We start from the raw sequence: 24,055 nt of genomic DNA on the forward strand, positions 1-24,055 counted from the left end.
GATTTTGTGAGTAAAGGAACGATACTTATCGTGGACGATGAGAAGGAAATTAGAAAACTTATCACTATCTATTTAAAGAATGAAGGTTATGAAGTATTACAAGCTGGAGATGGTGAAGAAGGTTTAGAAATAGTAAAGAAAAGAGACGTGCATCTAATCGTCCTTGATATTATGATGCCGAAAATAGATGGTATTCATATGTGTATGAAAGTGAGAGAAATAGCGGAAATGCCTATTATTATGCTGTCGGCAAAAACGCAAGATATGGATAAGATTTTAGGATTAACAACTGGGGCAGATGATTACGTAGCTAAACCATTTAATCCACTGGAACTCATTGCTCGTATTAAATCACAACTTCGGAGATATATGAAAATGAGTGGGACAAGTGTACAAGATGAAAATGAAATAGAGATTGGAGATATGAAAGTTAATATAGTAACACGGCAGGTCATTATTGCAAATGAAGAGGTGAAATTGACACCGAGAGAGTTTGAGGTATTAGAATTGCTTGTACGAAATCAAGGAATGGTATTAAATGCAGCACAAATTTATGAAAGAGTATGGAAAGAGCAAGCTTTCCAATCTGATAATACTGTGATGGTACATATTCGGAAAATACGTGAAAAGATAGAGGCGATTCCAAGGAAGCCTCGGTACATTAAAACAGTATGGGGAGTTGGCTACAAGATTGAGAAAGATATTTGAACCGATAATATGGATGAATCAAGTTTTAAAAAAAATGACAGGTAAAATAGTGAGTTATTTGGAAAAGAGCATACGGATACAGCTAATGGCTACATTTACTTTTTGTACGTTACTCGGTGTATTAGTAGGATGGTCTTCATCTTCTTTTTTTGAGGATGCGAATAAAATTTCTATCATTGATTATGCATCAGGTATGGAAGCCATTGATGGACAGACACAAAGGCTTGTTGAAAGTATGACCGAGGAAGGTAAGGAAATTAATATACAAGAACTGCTTGATCAATTGAATGAACAAAATCAACTAAAGATTTTAATAATAGACGAGGATGGGAAAGTCGTTTATAAAACAAAGGGAGCGCCGGAAGAACAAATCAATCTTCATGAGACGATGCGTAATGTGATGGATTTTAAAATGGATCAAGTACGATATGTAGAGGCGCAAAATTTAATTCAAGATGGAACTGAACAAAAGCGTAAGGAGTTTACAACTTTTTATCCGGTTAATGTTAATACGAAAAATATGTATATTATTGCAAGTGGTATACCACAAGGAAATGTGAAGTATATAGTGAATGATAGCAGTCCATTTCCATCTTTACTAGGTTTTATCACTTTTATACTATCTTTCTTTTATATAACGAAAAGGAAAATGAATCAGATTGAAGCGATGGCAGAAGGAGTAAGGGAATTTTCGAAAGGTAATTTACAATATAAAATCAAACAGGCAGGTCAAGACGAAATAGGTTTATTAACTTCTAATATTAATCAAATGGCAGAAAAGCTCTTGGCTAATATAGAAAAGGAAAAACAAATAGAGAAGCAAAAAAGTGAATTGATTACAAATGTATCACATGATTTAAGAACACCACTTACTTCTATTATGGGGTATTTACGTTTACTAGGTGATGCGAAATATGAAAATAAAGAACAGCATGATGAGTATATAAAAATTGCCTTTTCAAAATCAGAGCAGTTGAAGATGTTAATAGAAGATTTGTTTGAGTATACAAAACTAACAGATGAAAATATGGCGTTAGATTCGCAAGAAGTGTGTATAAATGAACTACTTGATCAATTAATAGAAGAGCTAGTACCACAAGCGGAGGAGCATAATCTTTTTTTTGTAAAAGAATTTCAGGAAGATCGTATATATGCTGTGGTGGACTCAGAAAAAATGGTGCGTGTGTTTGAAAATCTTTTAATAAATGCAATTAAATACAGTATAGATAAAGCAGAAATTCGGGTTTTACTTCAAAGAGAAGAGCAGCATATCAAAATTTCTATAGCTAATCATAGTGAAGAATTTACAAAAAAAGAATTAGAGAATTTGTTTGAGCGTTTTTATAAAAAAGATCAATCGAGAAGTAGAGCTGTAGAAGGTTCAGGTTTGGGGCTTGCAATTGCAAAAAGCATTGTTGAATTGCACAAAGGAGAAATTCGAGCAAAACATGAAAATGGGGTTATTCAATTTATTATATTATTGCCAATTTAATTAGAAGAGCATTAGGAAATTTGGTTACATTTTAATAAGTAATAGTGCCACAATTGATTTAGAGGAAGTCTTTTAAGTGGAAGTATCTGAGAAGAGGAGAATAGAAAGTTTCATGAAAAAAATAAGCGCGTTTATCGCATTGATTATAGTTGGAGTTACATTACTTATAGTGAAGGGTGGATCTATTGTAGATCAACTCAATCCATTTATTAAAGAAGGTATTTATTATGCTGTTGTTGATAATGATGGTAAATATGGAGCCGAAAACAAAGGTTTTGCTAGATGGGAATATAAATTCAAAGGATATAATGAATCTGGTCAAGAGCAAAAGATTGCGATGACTGCTTCAAAACATTTAAGAATAGGAGCATATTTAAAGATTAGATCTAAAGGAAGTTATGGTATGGAATGGGAAGAAGTGCAAGGTGATGAAATACCAGCTAAAGTGAAAGAAAAAGTAACAATAAAACATATTTAGTTATAGAAATGATAAGTTGAACGATCAAAATTTGAATGCAATGGCAGTATATGATAATTTCTAAATTTTTTATAAAGAAAATAAAGTTTATCTGAACTTTATCTAAACTGCATTTATTCTGCATACAATCACTAGTATCCTATAGTGTGTGGATAAAAATTGATAAGGAGTAGCAGGATAATTATGCAGGTTTCTAAGAAGAAAATATTATTATTTCTTTCAATTATTCTTTTGGCTTTATTGGCGGTGTATGTATGTACAAATAATAAGCATGTCCAAAATATTGTTCATAATATAGAAGACATTTATAAAGTATATAAAGAGAATCAAGCATTGAAAGGGAAAATTGAACATCAAGAATCATTAAAGGGTAAAGTGCAAATGTTAAGTGAGGAGAAAGAAAATCTTACTAAACTTATCAATAAAACGAAAGAATTAAAGGAACAAGGAAAATACAATCTAATTCAAGCTACAGTAGTAAGGCGTGAAGCAGAAGATTGGTATGGAAAAATCTCTCTTGAGAGAGGGGCACAACATGGTGTAAAGGTTGGTATGGCTGTTATTACAGTGAACGGTTTTATTGGAAAGGTAGATAGTGTAGATCAATATACATCTGTTGTGAAATTAATTACGAGTGATGAACGAACGAATCGTTTAGCAATCACCCTTCAAAATAATTCATCCATTTTAGGATTTGTTACAGGGTATGATAAGAAAAAACAGGCCCTTCGAATTGATAATATCCCATCAGATAAAGTGAAAGAAATAAAAATAGGTGATAGCATTATTACCTCTGAATTGAGTCAGAAAATACCACCAGGTCTTGAAGTAGCAGAGGTACTAGAACAAGAACAAGATCAATATGGTCTTACTTATACTATTTATGCAAAACCAAAGGCAAATTTATATGATTTAGAATATGTTATTTTAATACAACCTAAATAATAGTTTTATATAGAGTCCATCAGAGGTGGATTAGAAACGAAGAGAATTAATGTAAAGTAAAGAGTGAGAGGGATAAGGAAAGGTAAAACGGTACTAATTTTAATAACATGTGGGTATATCTTTATATCGTTGTTATCTTATCTTTATCTTGGACAATTATAATGAAGAGGTAAACTGATGATAAGTGCAAAGTTATTAAGTATTACAGAGGGGCTTTTTTTGTCCATTTCTAATGTTAATGATTTATATAACTTTTTAAATAGACTAGAAAACCTATAAAATATCCTTCGAATTTATATTTATAAATATATTATTTAAGTGTGAGAATATTGATGTCATCTTCGTGAGAACAAAGTAAAGGTATATGAATCGGATTATGAAAATAATAATTTTAATATAATGATTTTAAGGTATTGTACATTACAAAAATGTAAGGATAATGTAAGAGGAATCAATATTGCTGTTTGTCGGGAAAAGATAAAATGATAGTTAGTGGCTATGAAAATAGCATGATCGTAGCACTAGCCACATGACAGGAGGCAATATGAAAACTTTAATATTTGAAGAGAACGTTGTACAAAGAGGGGATAGTAAAAAGGTGAATGTAGTATACCACGCTGTAGAGAATCGTGGGTGTAAAGTGTGTTATTAAAACTTTCTATTTCCAGTATGAAAAAAATGATAAAGGATTACATCGTTTTACTAATAGGTCTTGTAATCTCAATTTCTATTTTTTATATGTTTCAAACGCTTGCGTTAAATAAAGAGTTTACAATGAATAACAGTATTATTGGTTCAATTGTATTTGTATTTCAAATAGGCTCTGTTTTGGTAGCGTTTATTACATTCTTTTATATTTTTTATGCAAACTCTTTTCTACTTTCACTCCGGCAGAAAGAGCTTGGTATGTACCTTGTATTAGGGGCGAAAAAGAGTAAAATTAGTCAACTTTTATTTTTTGAGACGTTCATTATGGGAATGATTTCACTAGTGCTAGGTAGTGTATTCGGAGCCATTCTTTCTAATTTCGTTAGCAAATTTCTAACGAAACAATTGGAAATTTCAGCGGAAGGTTATCAAGCATTTTATGGTCCTGCATTCAAAATAACATTTATATTCTTTAGTGTGTTATTTCTACTTACATCCGTTGTGAATGTGATTCGTATAGCACTTAAAACAGAACTAGATTTAATTCGTACAGAGGAGCAAACGGAGCGCATACGAATGAAAGGACCAGCCACAATATTGTTACTTTTATGTAGTTTGCTAGGACTAGGTGTAGGGTATTATTTCGTACTCTTCGTAGGAATAAAGGGCGCTGGAGCCATTATGCTTCCACTATTCACGATTACAATCGGGACATATCTTATATTTATTTCGTTCTTACCTATGATTGTTAACAGGTTAAAGAAAACGCGCTATTTAAATGAGAAGAAATTAAATGCATTTACATTTGCACAATTGCAGTTTCGTGTAAGTAGTTTGGCGAAAATATTAGGCACGGTAACGATGCTAATTGGACTGGGTGTGGGGGCAATGGCTGGTGGCATGTCTTTACAGAAAAACGTAATCCTTACAGCAGAAAGAATGTCAGGTTATGATATTACAATTCATGATCCAGAAGCAGAGGATTATAAAGCTATGGAAAAAATGAAAATTGTAGATAAAAAACAATATAAATATAAAGTTAATAATGAGGCTGTTTACTATTTAAAAGAAGAATTATTGGAGAATCCTCCACTGTTGTTTGGAAAGAAAGAGACAACACATATTACTGAACAACTTCCATCTTCGAGCTATAGGATGTTTAAGGGGGAGGAAGTTGATCCATCTAGTTCTACGTTACCACTGAATTGGGATAAGAGTATGGATAGTGATTTTAGATCGAATATTTCTGTATATGATCGTAAACCTGTCTATATCGTCGATGAAAAACGTTATGAAGCAATTCAAGGGAATGAGCATACATTTTTTATTGCTAAAGTAGATAATATTTTAAGGTATAAAACAGAGTTAAAAGAGATGGATGATCGTCAAATCGAAAAAATAGCCGCTACTATTAATAAGCCTAAGGAAGATGTATATTTACCGACAAACTATAGTGATTATGAATCTATGCTTGCCTTTTCAAAAGGAACTTCCTTTATGGGATTCTTTTTAGGCCTTGCTTTTTTAGCTATGATGGCAAGTTGTTTAATGTTTAAGATCCTTTCTGGAGCTACGAAAGATATAGGGCGTTATGAGATGCTTCGGAAAATTGGGGTACGTAAAGAATTACTTATAAAATCTATGTATAAAGAATTAGGCATTGTATTTCTATTTCCAGCTATATTGGGTCTTATACACGTTTTGGTAGGAATGAATGTATTTACATTTGTTAAATTTTTTGTGAATCCATATGTGAATATTGGACTTCCGATTTGTATATTTTTAATTATTTACGTTGTTTACTATTTGATCACTATTCAATTATATAAGGGGATTGTCCTCCCAAAGAAAAAATAGAATATAGAATTCAAGGGTCTCAAACTTATTATAGTTTGGGACTTTTGAATATTATTAAGGAGAAATCAAGGAATCCCTCTACTATTTTTAAGGAAATACATCTATACATAGAGATTAGTGTAATTAATTACACTAATTGAATTTTTAAGTGAAATATATCGTATCTGCATCTTATATTTATATAGCTTGTTTAGTCTATAAATACCCCCAAGCTGGTATTTAAAAAAGTATACAGGGAGAAAATGAAATGAGAAAGAAAATTTTACCAATTTGTGCGATGGCACTTTTATCAATAGGATATTCATCGTTAGCTAGCGCATCTACTGGAACAACGTCAAAGGGAGAGGTATCAGCACAAGCATTAGAAAAAAAGGAAGCAGAATTTCATGCTTGGCAAAAAGAGGCGTTAGAGAAGAAGAAAGCAGCAATGCAGGAGTAAAAAAAATCATTAGAACGAGCAGAAGCCGTGATTCAGGATCAATAAAAAGAAGTATTAGGGAAAAAGAAAGCAACGATTCAATCACAACAAAAGAATGATATAGAGAAAAAAGAAGTAGCGAAACAATGATGATACCAAGTGCATGTTTTGTGGTATTAGGATCTGTATTTGGATTTATTCGTCGTAAGATTAAAGTATAAAATTTGTATTAGCCTATAAAAAATGGATGAATTAAAAGTGAAACTTGTAAATTTTATTGGATTTCCTTTTATATTAATTTGGTTATTGAGCATATAGGTGAACAGTAATCATTTGGATAGGAACTATGGTTGGAATGAGTTTGAGATATTGAAAAAGCTTTGCGAGGATACGCAAAGCTTTTTGTATAGTTTATTTTCTTTCGATTCACATTGCAAATAAGGAGAAAGAGGATCCTCTATGTTTGAGTTTATAAAAGGTGAAGAGGAAAATTTATTATAACTTTTGTAATAAGCGTTCGCTGCTTTCCATATCTCCTTTACATAAAGGACATTGCGGCTCTTCTTCTAACGAAAAGTTTTTACGCATCCACCCACGGCAGTTTTCTTCTTGGCATTCCCATACAGCAATTGCTTCTGGTTCTTCTACAGGTTTATCATTTTTTCTCCAATACATGTGATCGCTCCCTTAAATTGAAAAGTTTTTCGGAAAAAACAAAAAAGGTTGTTAACGATTTTGTTAACAACCTTTTTATATTAGTTCATTATACTTTATTTTTTGAAAAAATGCGAAGTTTAGTAATTGTTAAAGTATAGCAAAATAAGGATTATAAATCACTGTTGAAAGCTTTGATAATAATTCAATTTGACACGGTGTATGCCCCGTCAACCTTCTCGATATTTTTCTAGCTCTTCTTCATGCTATTGTTTTGTTGACTTTGGAATTTCTATATCATCAATTAGGCGTCGCTGCTGTTGTGTCTTCCAGAATATGCTCGTTGTATGGAAGACTTTTTGTTTTGAAAACACTATGAAGTTTAATAAATTTATCCAGCATAAACGGGTAGTAGGGATCCCAGCTCAAAATTTGGTTGGAGCGAAGAAGTTAGGTGGAAATAAAGGTTTTGAATATACAGTTAAAGCTTATGATGAGAAGGGAGAAGAGAAAGAAGTAACAATTGATGGCGTAGATAAATTACAAAAAGGCTCGTACTGGCATGTCATTACAAGAGGGAAGTTTTTACATGATAAAGTAGAAATAGAAGTAGATAAAATTCCTGATGGTGCGAAGGCGAAGTTAGGATTATAAAGATAAAACCGATTCTCAATGTGGGAATCGGTTTTGTTATTTTATGGTAAAATATAGAAAGGGAGTGAGAGATATGCTACTCGTTGTTAGCCTTATATTAATTGGGGTTATGTGCAGTATGAGAATAGTATCCTTACATATGATAGAACGAGAAAAGATAGAAGAGAGAGATGTATATTGTCCAAAACGTAATGCGAAAATTTGAAGAGGAAATTCTGCTCCTTTTTGTTCGAAATGTAATTTAATATTTTAACTATAGGAAATCCGAAATCATTTTGTATGGTTTCGGATTTTTTATGCTGAAAATAGAAGAAATAAAGAGCGGAAAAAAGTTTGAACAAGGGATTGAGTATATGAATATTATTGAAGGATATCCCATTATTATGAAGTATTTCGTAGAGATGGATCGAGAAGTTTTGAGGGTTTTATTACCTGATGAAAGAGGGATTCTTCCTACGAGGCCAGAGTGTGATGAATGTTATAAGACTCAATTGGATGGTATTGAGGAGAGTTGATAAAAAAAGAGCTTGAAACTATTCAAGCTCTTTTTTATGACTATTTATGTCCTAAAATATGCTCAATCTCATGCAAACTTAATTTACTTGCCTTAGCAATCGTTTCAAGTGGTATACCAAGATCATACATATTTTTAATCATTTGAATTTTTCCCTGTTGGACTCCTTCTTTTCGACCTTTTTCAATGCCCTGTTGAATGCCCTGTTGAATGCCTTTTTCAATGCCTTTTTCAAGCCCTTTTTTTATCCCTTGTTCCATCCCTCTTTTTATTCCTTCTGTCTCTGCGTGGGCGAATTTTGCTGCTTCATCCATTAAAACTTTCTCCCTTGCGTCATAGGCTTGTCGGAAAGAAGAATCTTGACTCATACGTTCCCATTTATTTATCGCTTTTTGTAAAATAGGGTCTTGGTTCATAGCAATATCCTCCAATAGTTTAGTTAAGTGCTCATCCTCATTTGCTGAAAGCAATAAAAGCCAACGAACAAATGGATCTTTCCACGGATTTACTTTTTCTTCATACCATTGTTCAGTTAACTTTGGAATTTCTATAGTGTGGATTTCTATGTCGTCACTTAGGAGTTTTTTTTGTTGTGTATTCCATAATATGCTCGTTGTATGGAAGGCTGGGTGTCCCGAAAACATTACGAAGTTTAGTAAGTTTATGGTGATGGTTTTGTGAAGTGCACTGTAGGGCATCCCTTTTTGTAGTTGAGATGTGTATAGTCTTCCCCAATAATATAAACTGCGTTTAACCATATCGTGATTATTATTGAGTTGTATTTCTACATTGACTTTTGTTCCTGTGTTTAATGTCGCTGAAATGTCTAAAATAGATAACTTATCCTCTTCATATTCCCTGTGTAAATGTGGATTTTCTAGTTGTAGAGAAGCAATGGGCGACTCTAAAGAATCTTGTAACATAGCGTTTAAAAATGCAATTAGAATATCTTCACTACCATTCGTACCAAACAATTGTTTAAATGCAAAATCAATGCGTAAATTAACTAACTGTTGGTTGAACAAAGTTTGTCCTCTCCCTTATATGAAGGTGCTTCTTTCCTTCATTGTACATAAAAAGAACTAGAGTATGCAAACTAGTCATTCTACTATTTTTTAGTAATATTATTAGAAAATGAAAGGTAAGTATGTTTATGGTATACTCTAGTGAAATTGTAAATAAGGATGCTAATACGAACTGGGAAAATTGGGTGGAGTTTGGTTGTGACTGAAAAAGATAGGAGAAAGAATAATAAATGAAAAGAAGAAGAAAATCTGGAGAAAAAGTACAAATGAGTCATTTTACACTTCCTTTATGCTACGGAAGTGAAGCACCATATTATTATTACGAGGTAGCGCCCCATGAAAGAGAGGGACGCTTCCATTTAACATCAGAACTTTGCGTAATGGACGATGAACATTACTTTATTAGAGGTTGTTTAGAGATTCCTATCATTGATTACCACGAAAATTTCATATGGACTGTGTGGGTATCGCTTAGTAAAGAAAGTTATGATGAAGTATTAGAAAAGTGGGATGAGAGAGGCCGAGAAAATAGTGATCCTTATTTTGGGTGGTTATCTGTAGAAATACCAGTTTATCCAGAAACATTAAATTTAAAAACAAATGTACATATAAGAGAAGTTGGAATGGCACCGTATGTTGAATTAGAGCCAACCGACCATCCTTTAGCAATTGAACAAAGAAATGGAATTACTTTAGACAGAGTTAAAGAAATAGAGGAAATTATTCAACGACATAACTAGATTAGAAGAGAAAAAACGAGTGCTAGCACTCGTTTTTTTCTTTACACAACCGCAGGATTATAAATCATCGTAAAGTGTCCTGGTAATAATTCAATGTGACAAGGTGTATGAAGCGAACTTTCTCCATCTGTATCTACTTCTTTTTCTTCCTCTGTTTCGATATGAATGGATTTCGCTTTTACGTGGAAGATGTCATTTTCATTTGAGTCTTCAAATAGTTTCTTTCCGATATAATCTTTAAACGCTTGAATACCTGTTGATTTGACTACGAAAATATCAAGTGTTCCGTCATCACATTTTACGTTCGGAATAAAGGACGGGATACCGCCAAGATATTCACCATTTCCAACCATGACAAGGACAGCTTCGTCTTCATATACTTGTCCGTCATAAGTGATTTTTACCGGGAATGTTTCAGCATTTTTTACAGTTCGAATTGTACTTAAATAGTAACCGATTTTACCAAGCTTTGCTTTTTCTTCTGCATCGATATTGTTTGATACTTCAGATACGAGACCAATCCCCCAGAAGTTTAAGAAATGTTGTCCATTTGCTTTTGCAACGTCAACTGGTTTTATATGTTCTTTTGTAATAAGTTTTGCCGCTTCTGCAATGTTTTGCGGAACACCAAGTGTGCGAGAGAAGTCATTGCAAGTTCCACCTGGAATAATTGCAAGTGTAGGTCTAGTTTCGAGAGGTGCTAAGCCATTTGTGCATTCAAATACTGTTCCATCACCACCAAAGACGATAATTAAATCTACTTTACTAGCAAACTCTTGGCAATATTTTGTTGCATCACCTTGTTTTTTCGTATGAAGGATATGTAGATCAGGAAAAGCTGCGGCAAGAGGTGGTACGATTTTTGTTAAATTTGTATGTAAGTCACCTTGACCAGCTTTCGGATTTACGATGAGGAGTACTTTTTCAAATTTTGTCTTTGTCATTTTTATTCTCTCCCTTTGTCTTTTACGAATCGTGATAGAAAATAAACTTCCATCAGTAATTGATGGAAGCTTATTTTATTATATTATTCCGTTACAACTGAAGCAATAAATGGTAAGTTACGATATTTTTCCGCACAGTCGATACCGTATCCAACGATGAATTCATCTGGAATTTGGAAGCCAACATATTCAGCTGTTAAGTCTACTTTACGGCGTTCTGGCTTATCAAGTAATGTACAGAACTTGAGTGCCTTTGGTTTATGCATAAAGAAGTGGTCTTTTAGGAAATAAAGTGTTAAACCAGAATCGATAATATCTTCTACAACAATTACGTTTTTTCCAGTAATGTTTACGTCAATATCTTTTAGTAGTTTCACTTTTCCTGTTGTTTCTGTTTGATTTCCGTAGCTAGATGCAGAAATAAAGTCAATTGTTACATCATTTTTAATGTGACGAATTAAATCAGCAGCAAATACGAATGAACCTTTTAATACTGCGATAACTACGATTTCTTCTCCTTCAAAGTCACGTTCGATTTGAAGTGCTAATTCTTTCACTTTTGCTTGTAATTGTTCTTCAGAAATTAAAGTGTCTTTTATTTCAATATTCATTGTAATCCTCCTACAGTGTAAAACTTGCGAACATTTCGACTGTAAAGGATAGAATAGAAAAAGTCAAAGGAGATAGTAATTTTTTACAAAGATAAAGACAAAATCATCTGATGATATGATATACTAAGTACATTAAGAAAACGCTTCCAAAAAGGGTGGATATGATGAAGAAGAAACAGTACACAAGTGTAACATTTATAAAAGCATTACTTTTAACAATTGTTCTTGGCCTGTTGGCTTACGTAATTGATGTACCTGCGATTCGTATTTCATTAATTGGAATGACTTTAGTGTTAGGAGCAATTTCGCACGGTATGATGTCGCAGCTAAAAGAAGCTGGACTTGATGATATGAGAAATCATATAGATAAAAAGTAAGAAACCTTCATTATATAGAGTGAAGGTTTTTTGTTTCTTACAAAAATGTAAGGTAGTTGTAAGGCAAATCGATAGTTGCATAATAGCATTTTGGATAAACTATGGGTGTAAGGTAAAAGGCAAGCATATTTTAGGTAAATTAAGTTTTAGGCACTCTATATGTGAAAAAGGAGTAGGAGGGCATGGAGAAACGTTGGACGACCTTTTCTTTTTTAGCGACTAGTAATACCGTAATGCTAGATGGAAAAATGGATTTTTTGCACTTGTTTGATCGTGAAGATGATCATTCTTCTTCTAAATTTACAATGAAATGGAATAAATGGAGCGAAAGTTGTAGGTTTGAAGAAGAGGCCCCTAACGAAGAGCAAAAGATTATTTTGACAAACCCTATTAAAGCGTGGGTTGTTCAACGTCGTAAGTGTAACGTCAAAAATCACTTCAAGAAAACTGAGCCGAGACAATTAGTTATCGCTCCGGCCCGTTCTACTTCCAAATCGCGCGAAAGTAACATATAAATATTGAGACACACACCCGAAAAAAACATCGTATATATTGCGATGTTTTTTTCTTTTTCTACAATGAAATCTTTAAATGAATTATATTTCATCTGCATCTTATATTTATATCTCTTGCTTATTCTAGTAATACATCCGATGCGAGTTGATGTGAATAAAATATAAGGAGAGAATGAAGATGAAAAAGAGACTATTACCAATTTGTGCAATGGCACTTTTAACAGTAGGATATTCTTCAGTAGCGAGTGCTTCAACAGGAACATTGACAAAGGAAGAAGCAGCGCAAATGCAGCAAGATAAAGCTAAAAAAGAAGAAGCAATTAAGGAACAGCAAAAAAGTGAAATAGAGAAAAAGGAAGCGGCACAAGTACAAGAAAAAAATGATATGGCTAAAGAAGAGGAAGCAATAAAAGCTGAGAAAAAAAGTGAAGAAGAGAAAAAGAGAATAGCGCAAGAACAGTTAAAAAACGATATGGCCAAAAAAGAAGCAGCTATAGAAGCTGGGCAAAAGAATGAAGTAGCTAAAAAAGAAGTAGCCAAGCCAGTTGTACAAGGTGAAAAATTGCCAAACACGGCATCAAATAACGTGGTAATGATGGGATTAAGTGCAGCCCTTGTAGCACTAGGTACATTATTTGGTTTGAATCGTCGCAGTAAGTTTAAAGTGTAAATAAAATATTGTCCTATAAAGAATGGGATAATTTCATATATTAAAAATGGTAGGTTACTCCTACCATTTTTGGCATGGAGGGATGAAACATGAAGTTACTCAATTATATCGGTATCATATTGATGGCTATAGGGCTATTCATGGGATCCTATTACGCTGTGGAATGGTATAAAGGAAAGAGCTCTGCCGGGCAATTAACAGCAGAAGAAATAAAGAGCCTTAAAAATATACAAGATACTCAACTTTCTCATGAAACACCTGTAACCACTCAAGTGCCTTCTTCTCAAACAGAACATAAAGAAGGAGAAAAGGTAGCGATGTTAAACATACCGAAAATAAAGAAGAAGTTTTCTATATATTGGGGAGCGGATGATACGACTCTGAAAAAAGGAGTTGGTATGTTTGTTAGTGATTTAACGACAACTCCATCTGGAGGGGGACATACTGTACTGAGTGGACATCGAGATACTGTATTTACAGATTTAGGAGAGTTGAAAGAAAAGGATACCCTTGTTTTAGAGTATGATAATAAAACGTACACATATGAAATTCAAAAGACATGGATTACTCATGCGGATGATCGTACTGTTATTATAAAAAAAGAAGAACCGATATTAACACTGACAACTTGTTATCCATTTGATTATATAGGGGATGCACCAGATAGATATATTATCGAGGCGAAGTTAACTGGCAGTTATTCAAAATGAAATTATAGTTTCTGAAAGCAGGAGGGGGATATATAAGTTATGTCAAAAAACATTTTAATTGTTGAAGATGAAGATATATTACGTGAAATATTAAAAGATTATTTTTTAAGTGAACAATATGTAGTGTTTGAAGCGAGGGACGGGAAAGAGGCTTTAGTTGTATTTGAAGAAGAAGAAGTTGATTTAGTTATTTTAGATATTATGTTGCCAGAACTCGATGGATGGTCTGTTTGCCGAAGAATTAGGAAGACGTCCGAGGTGCCTATTATTATGCTGACGGCGCGCGTAGATGAAGATGATACGTTACTTGGTTTTGAACTTGGGGCAGATGACTATGTGACGAAGCCGTATAGTCCACCCATTCTATTAGCAAGAGCGAAACGATTATTAGAAAGTAGAAAGGCATCGAAGAAACCTTTAGAGAATGAAGATGATACGTTATCGATTCATGGCATCCAAGTTCATTTTCCGTCACGTACTGTTACTGTTGATGAGGCAGATGTTAGTTTAACGCATACGGAGTTTGAAATATTAGTGTATTTCATGAAAAACCAAGGAATTGTACTAACAAGGGAACAATTAATTTCAAGAATTTGGGGATATGAATTTGCTGGTGATGATCGAACGGTTAATAGTCATATTCGTAATTTAAGAAATAAATTAGGAGAGAAGGCAAAGTACATTACAACTGTAGTACGAACAGGTTATAAATTTGAGGGAAATGTATGAAGAAAGGAATTGTACTAAAATTATTTACTCTTACAACAGCATTATGTATGTTGATTTTAGCGACGATATTTATTGGACAAACGATATTTTTTAAACAATATTATGCGAATCGAAAAGTGGAAGATATTAAAGTGAATTTAAATTCCTTTGAGAAGAATTATCTAAACTACACAGGAAATGCAGAAGGAATTCAGAAACTTGAGCAAGACTTTTTTAGGGAAAATAATACGTGGATTACGACACTAGATCAGAATGGGAATTTAAAACATGTGGATGATTTTTATTTTGAGGTAACGATAGATCGTAGGCAACAAAAGAGCTTTGGACAACAACTATTCAAGATACCCTTATACAATCTCGTCAATATAGAGGAGATTGATAATAAATCATTAGAGCAGTTTTTAGGACAAGAGATTTATTTTTCTGGAGTGAGAAAAGAAGATAGTTTTATTCCATTCTCTTTTTCTTTATCTAAGCAGAATTTAAGTGGATCTAATAAACCGTTAGAAAAAGCATTTCAGGAGAAAATAAAATTAGATGAGGAGAAAAAGAGAGCGGCTGGGGAGCAACTTGCTAAGGAAAAGAAACCAGCCGTACAGGAAGAAGCTGCTCAGGAATTAGGCGTTTACATAGGAGGACGTGTTACAAAAGTACAGTTACCAGATGTAAACGGTCCTGTGAATCCAATTTATAAAAATAGCATATTTTTAGATAATATTAAGGGTTTTCAAACCGATTTATTATTAAAAGAAAGCAATAAAATACGATATACAACACAAACAATAGATTATGAAAAGAATGATATAAAATATAAATTATTAATTAAGCCAATAAAAGAAAAAGACGGATCAGTAGCATATATATATGCAATGGCTTCTTTACAGCCTGTAGATGAAGCTGTACAAATGGTGCAAGATTATTACATATACATCATTGCATTTGTAGTCGTTCTTATTTTTTTAGCTTCGTTTTATTATTCAAAGCAAATTGCCAAACCGTTATTAAAAATAAATGATACGACGAAGAAAATAGCGCATTTAGATTTTACAGAAAAAATACCGATTACTTCAAAAGATGAAATTGGTGATTTATCGAAAAATATTAATATACTTTCTAACAAATTAAATTCTCATATCGGACAGCTTGAACAAGATATTGAAAAGGAAAGAAAGTTAGAAAATACACGGAAAGAATTCATTTCTGGTGTTTCGCATGAATTGAAAACACCGCTGAGTATTATGAAAAGTTGTATTTCCATTTTAAAAGACGGGGTAGCTGAGCATAAAAAAGAGTATTATTTTCAGGCGATGGAGAGAGAAGTAGACAAAATGGATACTTTAATTTTGGATATGCTTGAGTTAGCTAAATTTGAATCTGGTACATATAAAATGAAAAAGTCTTCGTTTTATATTGATACAGTAATTGAAGATATATGTGAACATCTATCTGTGGAAATAGAGAAAAAAGAACTTCATGTCCATAAAAATATACGTTCATTTGAAGTGATTGCAAATCAAGGCCGAATTGAACAAGTCATTGTGAACTTCATTACGAATGCAATACGTTATACACCAAATAAAGAGGATATTATTATTTCGACAATAGATGATAAAGATCGTATAAAAGTGTGCATTGAAAATAAAGGTACTCACATTGAAGAAGAACAATTAGATAAAATTTGGGATCGCTTTTATCGCGTGGATGCAGCTCGGCAGCGTTCACAAGGTGGGACGGGACTTGGGCTTGCTATTTCTAAAAATATTTTAGAATTACACGATGCTGAATATGGAGTAAAGAATACAGGAGACGGTGTATTATTTTACTTTTACTTACCGAAAAAAGCGTAGATAATGCATGCTACGCTTTTTTTAATTTATTTTCATACTATCTTTACCTAATCTTTATTTTTAAACGATATAATCTGGTTAGAAAACGAGGTTATGTAAGGAGTCGATGAACCGTGCATAGCAATTGGCTAAGTATAATGGTATTTATTTTCTTTTGTGCATTTATTGTATTTTTAATTGATATTACGATATGAAAAAAGAGCGCTCATTAAGCGCCCTTTTTTTGTGTATTCATTTGATAAGCACTGATGCTTTTGAATAAACGTGGTGAAGTGATAAATAAAAATATAAGTAAAACGGTACATAGAATATAGGAACCAATCATTGTACTACCGTTAAATATTAAAGAATATAGAACTGCTGATTGTCCTTTTGGTGCATATTGTCCCCAGAAAATGATACCAGCGATAAAGTGACAGAAGTAACGAGCTAGACTACCGATAAAAGTAGCGACGATAATATATCCAATTACTTTCTTCCCTTGGTTTGGTTTTGATGAAGGTTTGTCTTTACGGCTACCTAAGTTTGATTGTTCTTCGTTATTTTCATTGGATGTTAAAAGCGCCTTTTGAATTGGACGATAGAATAAACCAGCAAACCCAATGAATGCGAAAGCAATGAAGTATTCAATTAATACTTGAATTGGTGTTACGATAATGGCATCGCCTACAACAATTTGTAATAATCCCCAAATTAAGCCTCCTAAGAAAGCCATTTTGAAACCCCAGCGATAAGCGATAATAAAAATAGGAATCATTGCAAAAGATATAGAACCGCCTGTAGCTGATATTTTTATTGAAAGTGGTAAAATGTCGATGACCATGGCGAAGGCTGCAAGAATAGCAGATTCAATCATCGCTTGTAAATTGGTGTTACGCATGTTGTCTCCCCCTAAATCCAAGTTGTACAAAAAAGAATAGATATCATAGGAGGATACGAAATACGTAAATGAAAAGAGGTATGTATTTCGGACGTTTGCACAATCCCTGCGTTAGCATTAACTAACAGGTTCGAAGGGTCGGAACGAAGTGTTCCCTCTCAGCGGCATGGCTCCCCCAGTGATAACGAGATTCTTTATTTGTTATTGTTTATTGTAAGCGAAATGGATGGGAATGGCAAACGAATCTGTTATGACAATTATTGAAATAGAATTGTAGCGAAATGTTAATAAATATGAAGCAAAAGGGTATAGTACAAGAGAAATAGAGTGTGCTATAATTCTTCTGAAAATAATTATCATTCTCTTCGGAGGGGGAAGGTTATGAGCTTAGTAGATATTAAAATCGGTGAGAAAGTGCTAGTGAAAAGTGTTCAGTCTTTAGATTATTTACTAAAGAGAAGATTGGCTGCTTTCGGTCTTTCTGAAGGAAGCGAACTTCGTATGAAGCAAAAGGCGATGTTCAAAGGTCCTTGTACATTGGAGTGTCGTGGACAGTTAATTAGTATTCGTCATTGTGACGCGAAAATGATAAAGGTGGAATTAGCGTGAATAAGGTTGCTTTGCTAGGGAATCCAAATACAGGAAAGACATCATTATTTAATGCACTTACTGGTTCTTATGAATACGTAGGAAACTGGAGCGGTGTAACAGTAGAAAAAAAGGTTGGTAAATTAAAAGATAGACAAGGAACATTAATTGATTTACCAGGTGTTTATGATTTAAATCCAGTTTCACGTGATGAAGGTGTTGTAACAAACTTTCTATTAACAGAAGAATTTCAGCATATGTTAAATATTGTGGATTCTTCGCAGTTTGAACGAAATATGCATTTAACGTTGCAGTTGCTCGAATTTGGCAAGCCAGTTTCAATTGGTCTAAATATGGTTGATGTGGCGAAGCAAAGAGGAATTGTGATCGATGTAAAACGTTTATCCGAATTATTAGGCGTAACAGTCGTTCCTGTCGTTGCAAGAAGTGGAAAAGGTTGTGAAGAACTACTTGCGACCCTTAAAGAAAATGACAAAAACGAGAAAAAACCATTCATTATTTCATATGGTGTACAAATGGATGAAGGAATTGAAGAGGTAATTTCTCTTTTAGAGAAAGCGAATTACGAGCATCCGAGATGGTTAGCACTTCAATTTTTAAGCAATAACGAAGTAGTAGAAAAAGAAATAAAAGCATTACCAATTTATAAGGAACTTGTAGCCATTCGATCTCGCCTAGAGGGAAAACTTGATTGTACGTTGGAAGAGCACATTTACAAAACTCGTGAAGCGTATATTGAAAAGTTAAAAACAAATGTTATGAAGCATGAGAAAGAAGGGAAAATTCCTTTTTCGGAAAAAATTGATAGACTAATTACGCATAAAATTTTAGGACTTCCAATCTTTTTAGCAGTTATGTTTTTTATTTTTCAGGTTACGTTTACGTGGATTGGGACACCTTTATCGGATATGTTAGATGAGTTTTTTGGTGGCCAGCTTACGGATTGGGTGACGGTTGGACTTACAAGTATTGGAGCTTCTCATTTTATTCAAGCGCTCGTTACAGAAGGTATTATTGCCGGTGTTGGTGCTGTATTAGTATTCGTACCACAAATCTTTGCACTATTCTTTTTCATTTCATTATTAGAAGACTCAGGATATATGGCGCGAATTGCAGTTGTTATGGATCGAATTATGGAGTTCTTCGGTTTAAATGGAAAAGCGTTTATTCCGATGATTATCGGTTTTGGATGTAACGTTCCAGGTATTATGGCAGCGAGAACGATTGAACAAGAAAAAGAACGTTTACTTACAGTTCTTGTAACACCATTTATGTCTTGTTCGGCACGTTTGCCTGTATACGCATTATTTGCGGGCGTATTCTTCCCTCATAGTCAGGCAACTGTTGTATTTTCTTTATATGTTGCAGGTATTGTTCTTGCATTACTAGTTACAAAAATTATGTCTCTTACAATTTTAAAAGCGGAAAAGTCTATTTTCGTAATTGAACTACCTCCTTACCGCGTGCCACAAGCGAAAACGTTATGGCTAAGCACGTGGGAGAAAGGGAAAGGATTTGTTCGTAAAGCAGGTACATTCATCTTTGGTGGTTCTGTTGTCATTTGGTTATTAAACTATGCAGGTCCATCAGGATTTGGTGTTGATATGGGAGACAGTTACTTAGCGATGATTGGTGGGTTTATCGCACCGTTATTTGCACCGCTCGGCTTCGGAACGTGGCAAGCTGCAGCATCCCTTTTAACAGGATTTTTAGCAAAAGAAGTTGTCGTTTCTACAATGGCAATTATTTATGCAGTTAAAGAAGATGTGCTTGGAAACGTAATGGGAGCACATTATACAGCATTATCAGCTTATGCATTTATGTTCTTTATTTTATTATATGTTCCATGTTTAGCGACGGTGGCTGTTATTAAACGTGAAACAGGATCAGCGAAATGGACGATTTTCTCAGTCGTTTATCCACTCGTTGTTGCTTATGTATTAACGCTTATTATATACCAAGTTGGATCTTTACTAGGATTCTAAAAGGAGATGTATAATGATGGTCAATATTATAATTGGAGCTATCATTTTTGGTTATGCAGCATACACGTTAGTTAATTTTGTAAAGAGAAGTAAAAAAGGAAAATGCGCAGCATGTTCTTTAAATAAGTCATGTCAGTCGAAAACTTGTAATCCGGATATGGAACAAATTGCTCATAATAAATAGAAAAAAGCTTTGCGAATTGCAAAGCTTTTTTGTTTTACTTTTTAATTTTTACAAGTTGAGAAGCTTCGACGCCTTTGTAACCAGGGAACTCTTTACTTGGGTCTTTATCAAATTTTAATACACCTACAGATTTTTCATCACCTTTTACACTGTTGTAAGTTGCGTCATCGACAATCGCATACATATCTGTATATGCACGGCCACTTCCGATAATTGTGTTGCCTTCATATTTTAATTTTGCCCCATCAAGTGTAGCATTTTCTACTTTTTCTTTTGCAAATAATAAACCTTGTTCTGTTGTTACAGCTGGTAATTTATCAAGTGGTTTCGTGTTGTCTTTTTCATCAACTTTGCTAAGTAACTCTTTTTTCACTAGTTCTTCACCAGTTTTCTTATCCATTACAAGAACTTTTTTACCATCTAATGTTGTCATTTTCATTTTATAGAAGTCTTTTTCTTTCACTTCTTTTTTGTTTTTATCTGTAATTTGCTGAACTTGTTCTTCTGAGCCGTACAGTACAAAACCGTTCGCTTTCTCTCCTAATAAAGAACAACCTGATAATGCACCAAATGAAATTGCTGCTGCTAATCCGATTCCTACTAATTTTTTCATGATGATTTCTCCTTTTATATGTTTTATAGTAAATACAATTTTTGTATTATTGCTTACATGTGAAGAAGCTTGTTTGTTGCTTCTGGTATTAGTGTATAAGAAATATCAGAATGCAACTATCGAGTTAGCTTACAGTAACATTACACTTATGTAATTTAGTGAAATCGCACAAAAGTAAGTTAATTTCAAAGAGGGATAATGAGAATATATTATAAATACAATATTGTATATAGAATGTCATATTATAATGGATGTATTTTGGAAATAACATGTAAGGACATATTAGTTTTGTTATAATAAACAAATAGGCTGTAAAATGAATATTCTTTACTGTAAAGGGAGATTTTTCAGTTTTCCAAGTAGTGAATTTGAAATATGAGGTTTATCATAGGAGGAATTTAGATGTCTGTATTTAAACGATTAAGAGATTTAACAATGTCAAATGTGTATTCATTAATTGAAAAAGCGGAAGATCCAGTTAAGATGACTGATCAATATTTACGCGATATGCAAGCCGATGTACAAGAAGCTGAGAAAAGTGTAGCAGCTCAAATCGCACTTGAGAAGAAATTCAAAATATTATTTGAAGAGCAAGAAGCACTTGTGAAAAAACGTGAAGAGCAAGCTCATATGGCTGTTCAAGCTAATAACTTAGATCTTGCGCGCCGTGCATTAGAAGAAAAACAAAATGCAGAGCAAAAAATGAATGAATATAAAGCAAGCTACGAGCAAAATAAAGCTGCTGCTGATAACCTGCGCCTTAAGCTAGAAGAAATGCGCAAGCAATTAACAGAGCTGAAAAATAAACGTGAAACACTTGTAGCACGTGTAAATGCAGCGAAAGCACAGAAAAATATTAATCAGGCAATGTCTGGATTTGATTCAAATTCAGCAAAAGCTGGTTTAAGCCGTATGGAAGAGAAAGCTCTTCAATTAGAGGCTGAAGCGGAAGCAAGCGGTGAAGTTTATAAGAAAGAAAAGTCATTAGATGATGAATTCGCAAGCTTAAACAAAAATTCTGCTGTTGACGATGAATTGGCTCGTATTATGAAGCAGTATGAGAAATAATATAGAATAAAGACAAATGAACCGACATGTCTAAACAAATTCATGTCGGTTTTCTATTATATTTTTGAGGAGGTTTTGCAATGACATGGATGAATGTAGTTGCCATGCTTGTATGGACTGGAGCGAGTGCAGTACTTTTATTTGCAATTATGTGGGTTGATTCAATTTTTACAAAATACAATGATTTAAAAGAAATCAAAAATGGAAATACAGCTGTAACAACTCGTTTTATTATGAAATTATTTGCACAAGGGTACATTTTATCTCAATCAATCACGAAAGCAAATGACTTATGGCAGGCGCTTCTTGCTTCAGCAGTTTCTTTCGTTATTTTATTAGTTGTAGAAATGTTTATCGAATTTGTGTTAAAGAAAATGTCTGGCTTAGATTTAGAAGAAGGTACGAAAGAAGGTAGCGTTGCACATGCGATGTTAGCTGGATCATTACATATTGTTGGTGCACTAATTTTAGGTGCTTGTTTATAAAGAGAAAAGGAGGGGTAGATCATGAGTTTATTTAAACGAATTAAAAATATAATGAAAAGCCCAGAGCCACCGAAGCCGGAAAAGAGTCTTTTAACGTTAGCTCCTGGCGATATGATTGAAGTTTCATTAGTTATGTACGAATTGACTGGGAAAACGAGTATGCATTCTCGTAAAGAAATTGTTTTAACACTGCAAGATGGAAAAGATATTCGTTATTTAAAAATTGAAGATCGTGAAAATACGTATTACAAATTATATACTCCAATTGATGGTCGCTTAGATTCAATTGATGAAATTCCGACGACAATTGAAATGGATGATACTGAGTACCATATGGAAGAACAATATAACGGACGTGTTGTTGTGATGGGGAAAACACCATTCTCAGCTTCAGAGGAACAGTACGTATGGGAATTCCAATCAGATAATCGAAAATTATTGCGTATTGAATGGCAAAATGGTCGCACAATGATGTATGAGGGAGAAGCAATCATTCCTGCTGATGTACAAATTATAAGAGCAACGTAAGGGGGCGTAATCATGTCAAACCGATTGTTTACCATGATTAAATCGTTTGTGATCCCTATACTTGCTATCGTTATATTACTTGTTGTTGCTGGTTATGCCTTATCAGGTTGTCAAGGCGGGCAGACAAAGTCGATTCAAGACCGTTATCCACTTGAGTCTGTCGCCAAGGAAGGTAAACAAGAATCTTACGTGTATAGGGCCGCCAATCGGTCAGTTCCTGAAGTAGCGAAGGAACTCATTAACGAAAGAGAACCGAAGCAAGCATCTAAAGAAGACGAAAATCAAATGTTCCTCGTTTATTCTGACAAGATTTATAACTTGCAAAAGGATAAAGAGAAACCATCGGATACGTTAATTGAAATAAGTAATAAAGAATTTGTCCGTCAAAATTATCAACCGTCCTTCTTGCAAGGATATATTATGGGTAGCATATTAAACGATATATTTGGTTCACGAAAATCATCATACGGTGATTATCGAGGATATAACGACAGACAAAATCATAAACCAGTCATTCCAGAGAGACCACCTACGAAAGAAGAAAAGAAAACCCCACCTCCAATTACGAAGGAAGGGAAAGGGTCTATTATTAAGCGAGGCGATAATGTAGATTCGAAACCATCAGTAGGTGATAAGGGAAGTATTACTGAAAAAGGAAGTAATACGACGCCCCCACCCTCTACTGGAAGCAAGGGTAAAATTACAAAAACACCAGGCGGTTCAAGCGGATCAGATGTGAAGCCGAAATCATCTATTAAAACTCCGCCAAGGAATACATCTCCCCCGAAAACGAGGGTCGGTGGTTCAGGAAAGATTACGAAGAGAAGATAGTGTAGAGACCGAAAAGTGTAAATTACTTTTTGGTCTTTTTTTGTTATGGGAATTAATTCCTTATAACTGGTACAATTGAAGTATAAGGAGGGGATAGTATGACTACGTATAAAAGATTTAGTGTAATTATGTTCCTTGTATTATTCCTCAGCTTGTTTATTAGCACGACAATGAAATTTCATTTTGTAGTAGGTATTCTATGGATACTGTGTACATGCACTTTATTTTTGTATATCCCGCTGCGTTTTCAACATGAAGTGACGGCTTTTCAAAAGTATGTAGCGTGGATTAAACGTGGGAGTCGGTGGGGCGAGTAAAAATATATCTACGTACTGA

General features: G+C 33.8%; 28 protein-coding genes, 1 pseudogene and 1 riboswitch. Of the genes and pseudogenes, 23 read left to right on the forward strand and 6 right to left on the reverse strand.

What is annotated here, in order from left to right; genetic code table 11:
* Positions 1–6: 6 nt before the first annotated feature.
* From ACLBXA_RS00340 to ACLBXA_RS00365, 6 genes are all read left to right on the forward strand, one after another.
* Positions 7–708, forward strand: a complete 702-nt coding sequence (locus ACLBXA_RS00340; protein ID WP_000033682.1) for a response regulator transcription factor — start codon at positions 7–9, stop codon at positions 706–708.
* Positions 692–2,200, forward strand: a complete 1,509-nt coding sequence (locus ACLBXA_RS00345) for a sensor histidine kinase (RefSeq protein WP_001225802.1) — start codon at positions 692–694, stop codon at positions 2,198–2,200. Before ACLBXA_RS00340 ends, ACLBXA_RS00345 begins: the two co-directional genes overlap by 17 nt.
* Before the next feature lie 112 nt (positions 2,201–2,312).
* Positions 2,313–2,678, forward strand: coding sequence for a YxeA family protein (locus ACLBXA_RS00350; protein WP_000723891.1), 366 nt, complete (start codon positions 2,313–2,315; stop codon positions 2,676–2,678).
* Positions 2,679–2,861: 183 nt separating this feature from the next.
* Positions 2,862–3,623 carry a rod shape-determining protein MreC gene (gene mreC / locus ACLBXA_RS00355; RefSeq protein WP_001198148.1) on the forward strand — a complete coding sequence of 254 codons (762 nt, stop codon included), beginning with the start codon at positions 2,862–2,864 and terminating at the stop codon, positions 3,621–3,623.
* A 642-nt stretch (positions 3,624–4,265) separates the two neighbouring features.
* Positions 4,266–6,128: an FtsX-like permease family protein gene (locus tag ACLBXA_RS00360; RefSeq protein WP_000924815.1), complete on the forward strand. Its 1,863-nt coding sequence runs from the start codon at positions 4,266–4,268 to the stop codon at positions 6,126–6,128.
* Between the two features lie 247 nt (positions 6,129–6,375).
* Positions 6,376–6,567 (forward strand): hypothetical protein, encoded by a 192-nt coding sequence (locus ACLBXA_RS00365; RefSeq protein WP_002162460.1) that lies wholly within the window; start codon positions 6,376–6,378, stop codon positions 6,565–6,567.
* 474 nt (positions 6,568–7,041) lie between these two features.
* On the opposite strand, the gene ACLBXA_RS00370 is transcribed toward ACLBXA_RS00365, so the two are convergent.
* Positions 7,042–7,221 carry a cold-inducible protein YdjO-related protein gene (locus ACLBXA_RS00370; protein WP_000289928.1) on the reverse strand — a complete coding sequence of 60 codons (180 nt, stop codon included), beginning with the start codon at positions 7,219–7,221 and terminating at the stop codon, positions 7,042–7,044.
* Between the two features lie 423 nt (positions 7,222–7,644).
* Between ACLBXA_RS00370 and ACLBXA_RS00375 the strand changes: the two are divergent.
* Positions 7,645–7,854: pseudogene (locus ACLBXA_RS00375) on the forward strand (DUF1093 domain-containing protein); the annotation flags it as partial.
* 296 nt (positions 7,855–8,150) lie between these two features.
* Positions 8,151–8,369, forward strand: a complete 219-nt coding sequence (locus ACLBXA_RS00380; RefSeq protein ID WP_002081958.1) for a hypothetical protein — start codon at positions 8,151–8,153, stop codon at positions 8,367–8,369.
* A 40-nt stretch (positions 8,370–8,409) separates the two neighbouring features.
* Here the strand turns inward: ACLBXA_RS00380 and ACLBXA_RS00385 are convergent, their stop codons facing one another.
* The gene (locus ACLBXA_RS00385; protein WP_086403261.1) at positions 8,410–9,393 is read right to left on the reverse strand and encodes an Rpn family recombination-promoting nuclease/putative transposase; all 984 of its coding nucleotides are present in this window, start codon (positions 9,391–9,393) and stop codon (positions 8,410–8,412) included.
* Positions 9,394–9,623: 230 nt separating this feature from the next.
* Between ACLBXA_RS00385 and ACLBXA_RS00390 the strand changes: the two genes are divergently transcribed.
* Complete coding sequence (locus ACLBXA_RS00390; protein WP_000830226.1) at positions 9,624–10,133, forward strand: DUF2199 domain-containing protein; 510 nt, start codon at positions 9,624–9,626, stop codon at positions 10,131–10,133.
* Positions 10,134–10,174: 41 nt separating this feature from the next.
* On the opposite strand, the gene ACLBXA_RS00395 is transcribed toward ACLBXA_RS00390, so the two are convergent.
* Positions 10,175–11,077 (reverse strand): diacylglycerol/lipid kinase family protein, encoded by a 903-nt coding sequence (locus ACLBXA_RS00395; RefSeq protein WP_000167900.1) that lies wholly within the window; start codon positions 11,075–11,077, stop codon positions 10,175–10,177.
* An 83-nt stretch (positions 11,078–11,160) separates the two neighbouring features.
* A complete protein-coding gene (gene hpt, locus ACLBXA_RS00400) occupies positions 11,161–11,688 on the reverse strand; it encodes a hypoxanthine phosphoribosyltransferase (protein ID WP_086403260.1) in 528 nt (175 codons plus the stop codon).
* 161 nt (positions 11,689–11,849) lie between these two features.
* On the opposite strand from hpt, the gene ACLBXA_RS00405 reads away from it, so the two are divergent.
* The 6 genes from ACLBXA_RS00405 (at position 11,850) to ACLBXA_RS00430 (ending at position 16,536) form a co-directional block, all read left to right on the forward strand.
* Entirely contained in the window at positions 11,850–12,065 is a 216-nt protein-coding gene (locus ACLBXA_RS00405; protein ID WP_002081963.1) for a hypothetical protein, read from the forward strand.
* 182 nt (positions 12,066–12,247) lie between these two features.
* A complete protein-coding gene (locus tag ACLBXA_RS00410; protein ID WP_063675907.1) occupies positions 12,248–12,580 on the forward strand; it encodes a hypothetical protein in 333 nt (110 codons plus the stop codon).
* Positions 12,581–12,758: 178 nt separating this feature from the next.
* A complete protein-coding gene (locus ACLBXA_RS00415; protein ID WP_000746712.1) occupies positions 12,759–13,250 on the forward strand; it encodes an LPXTG cell wall anchor domain-containing protein in 492 nt (163 codons plus the stop codon).
* A gap of 89 nt (positions 13,251–13,339) precedes the next feature.
* Positions 13,340–13,960: a class D sortase gene (locus ACLBXA_RS00420; RefSeq protein ID WP_000771574.1), complete on the forward strand. Its 621-nt coding sequence runs from the start codon at positions 13,340–13,342 to the stop codon at positions 13,958–13,960.
* A 39-nt stretch (positions 13,961–13,999) separates the two neighbouring features.
* Positions 14,000–14,689, forward strand: coding sequence for a response regulator transcription factor (locus ACLBXA_RS00425; RefSeq protein ID WP_000041850.1), 690 nt, complete (start codon positions 14,000–14,002; stop codon positions 14,687–14,689).
* A complete protein-coding gene (locus ACLBXA_RS00430) occupies positions 14,686–16,536 on the forward strand; it encodes a sensor histidine kinase (protein WP_000715418.1) in 1,851 nt (616 codons plus the stop codon). Before ACLBXA_RS00425 ends, ACLBXA_RS00430 begins: the two co-directional genes overlap by 4 nt.
* Before the next feature lie 208 nt (positions 16,537–16,744).
* Here the strand turns inward: ACLBXA_RS00430 and thiT are convergent, their stop codons facing one another.
* Positions 16,745–17,416: an energy-coupled thiamine transporter ThiT gene (thiT, locus tag ACLBXA_RS00435; RefSeq protein WP_001246589.1), complete on the reverse strand. Its 672-nt coding sequence runs from the start codon at positions 17,414–17,416 to the stop codon at positions 16,745–16,747.
* 85 nt (positions 17,417–17,501) lie between these two features.
* A riboswitch (TPP riboswitch) is annotated at positions 17,502–17,603 on the reverse strand.
* A gap of 194 nt (positions 17,604–17,797) precedes the next feature.
* Between thiT and ACLBXA_RS00440 the strand changes: the two genes are divergently transcribed.
* From ACLBXA_RS00440 to ACLBXA_RS00450, 3 genes are read left to right on the forward strand one after another with little or no spacing between them, the layout of a single operon-like run.
* Positions 17,798–18,025 (forward strand): FeoA family protein, encoded by a 228-nt coding sequence (locus ACLBXA_RS00440; protein ID WP_000060521.1) that lies wholly within the window; start codon positions 17,798–17,800, stop codon positions 18,023–18,025.
* On the forward strand, positions 18,022–20,010 hold the full coding sequence (gene feoB / locus ACLBXA_RS00445) for a ferrous iron transport protein B (protein WP_001044862.1): 1,989 nt from the start codon (positions 18,022–18,024) through the stop codon (positions 20,008–20,010). The genes ACLBXA_RS00440 and feoB overlap by 4 nt, the downstream gene beginning before the upstream one ends.
* A 13-nt stretch (positions 20,011–20,023) precedes the next feature.
* A complete protein-coding gene (locus tag ACLBXA_RS00450) occupies positions 20,024–20,194 on the forward strand; it encodes a FeoB-associated Cys-rich membrane protein (protein WP_000989591.1) in 171 nt (56 codons plus the stop codon).
* Positions 20,195–20,228: 34 nt separating this feature from the next.
* Here the strand turns inward: ACLBXA_RS00450 and ACLBXA_RS00455 are convergent, their stop codons facing one another.
* Positions 20,229–20,807 carry a lipoprotein BA_5634 family protein gene (locus ACLBXA_RS00455; protein ID WP_000737467.1) on the reverse strand — a complete coding sequence of 193 codons (579 nt, stop codon included), beginning with the start codon at positions 20,805–20,807 and terminating at the stop codon, positions 20,229–20,231.
* 402 nt (positions 20,808–21,209) lie between these two features.
* On the opposite strand from ACLBXA_RS00455, the gene ACLBXA_RS00460 reads away from it, so the two are divergent.
* From ACLBXA_RS00460 to ACLBXA_RS00480, 5 genes are all read left to right on the forward strand, one after another.
* Complete coding sequence (locus ACLBXA_RS00460; RefSeq protein ID WP_000110281.1) at positions 21,210–21,875, forward strand: PspA/IM30 family protein; 666 nt, start codon at positions 21,210–21,212, stop codon at positions 21,873–21,875.
* An 80-nt stretch (positions 21,876–21,955) separates the two neighbouring features.
* Complete coding sequence (locus ACLBXA_RS00465) at positions 21,956–22,360, forward strand: DUF350 domain-containing protein (protein ID WP_000220087.1); 405 nt, start codon at positions 21,956–21,958, stop codon at positions 22,358–22,360.
* A 21-nt stretch (positions 22,361–22,381) separates the two neighbouring features.
* A complete protein-coding gene (locus tag ACLBXA_RS00470; protein WP_000051750.1) occupies positions 22,382–22,888 on the forward strand; it encodes a DUF4178 domain-containing protein in 507 nt (168 codons plus the stop codon).
* Positions 22,889–22,900: 12 nt separating this feature from the next.
* Complete coding sequence (locus ACLBXA_RS00475) at positions 22,901–23,719, forward strand: DUF4247 domain-containing protein (RefSeq protein WP_000071190.1); 819 nt, start codon at positions 22,901–22,903, stop codon at positions 23,717–23,719.
* 98 nt (positions 23,720–23,817) lie between these two features.
* Positions 23,818–24,036, forward strand: coding sequence for a hypothetical protein (locus tag ACLBXA_RS00480; RefSeq protein ID WP_000214757.1), 219 nt, complete (start codon positions 23,818–23,820; stop codon positions 24,034–24,036).
* The last annotated feature ends 19 nt before the right edge of the window (positions 24,037–24,055 follow it).

It is taken from the genome of Bacillus sp. D48C (assembly GCF_053345735.1).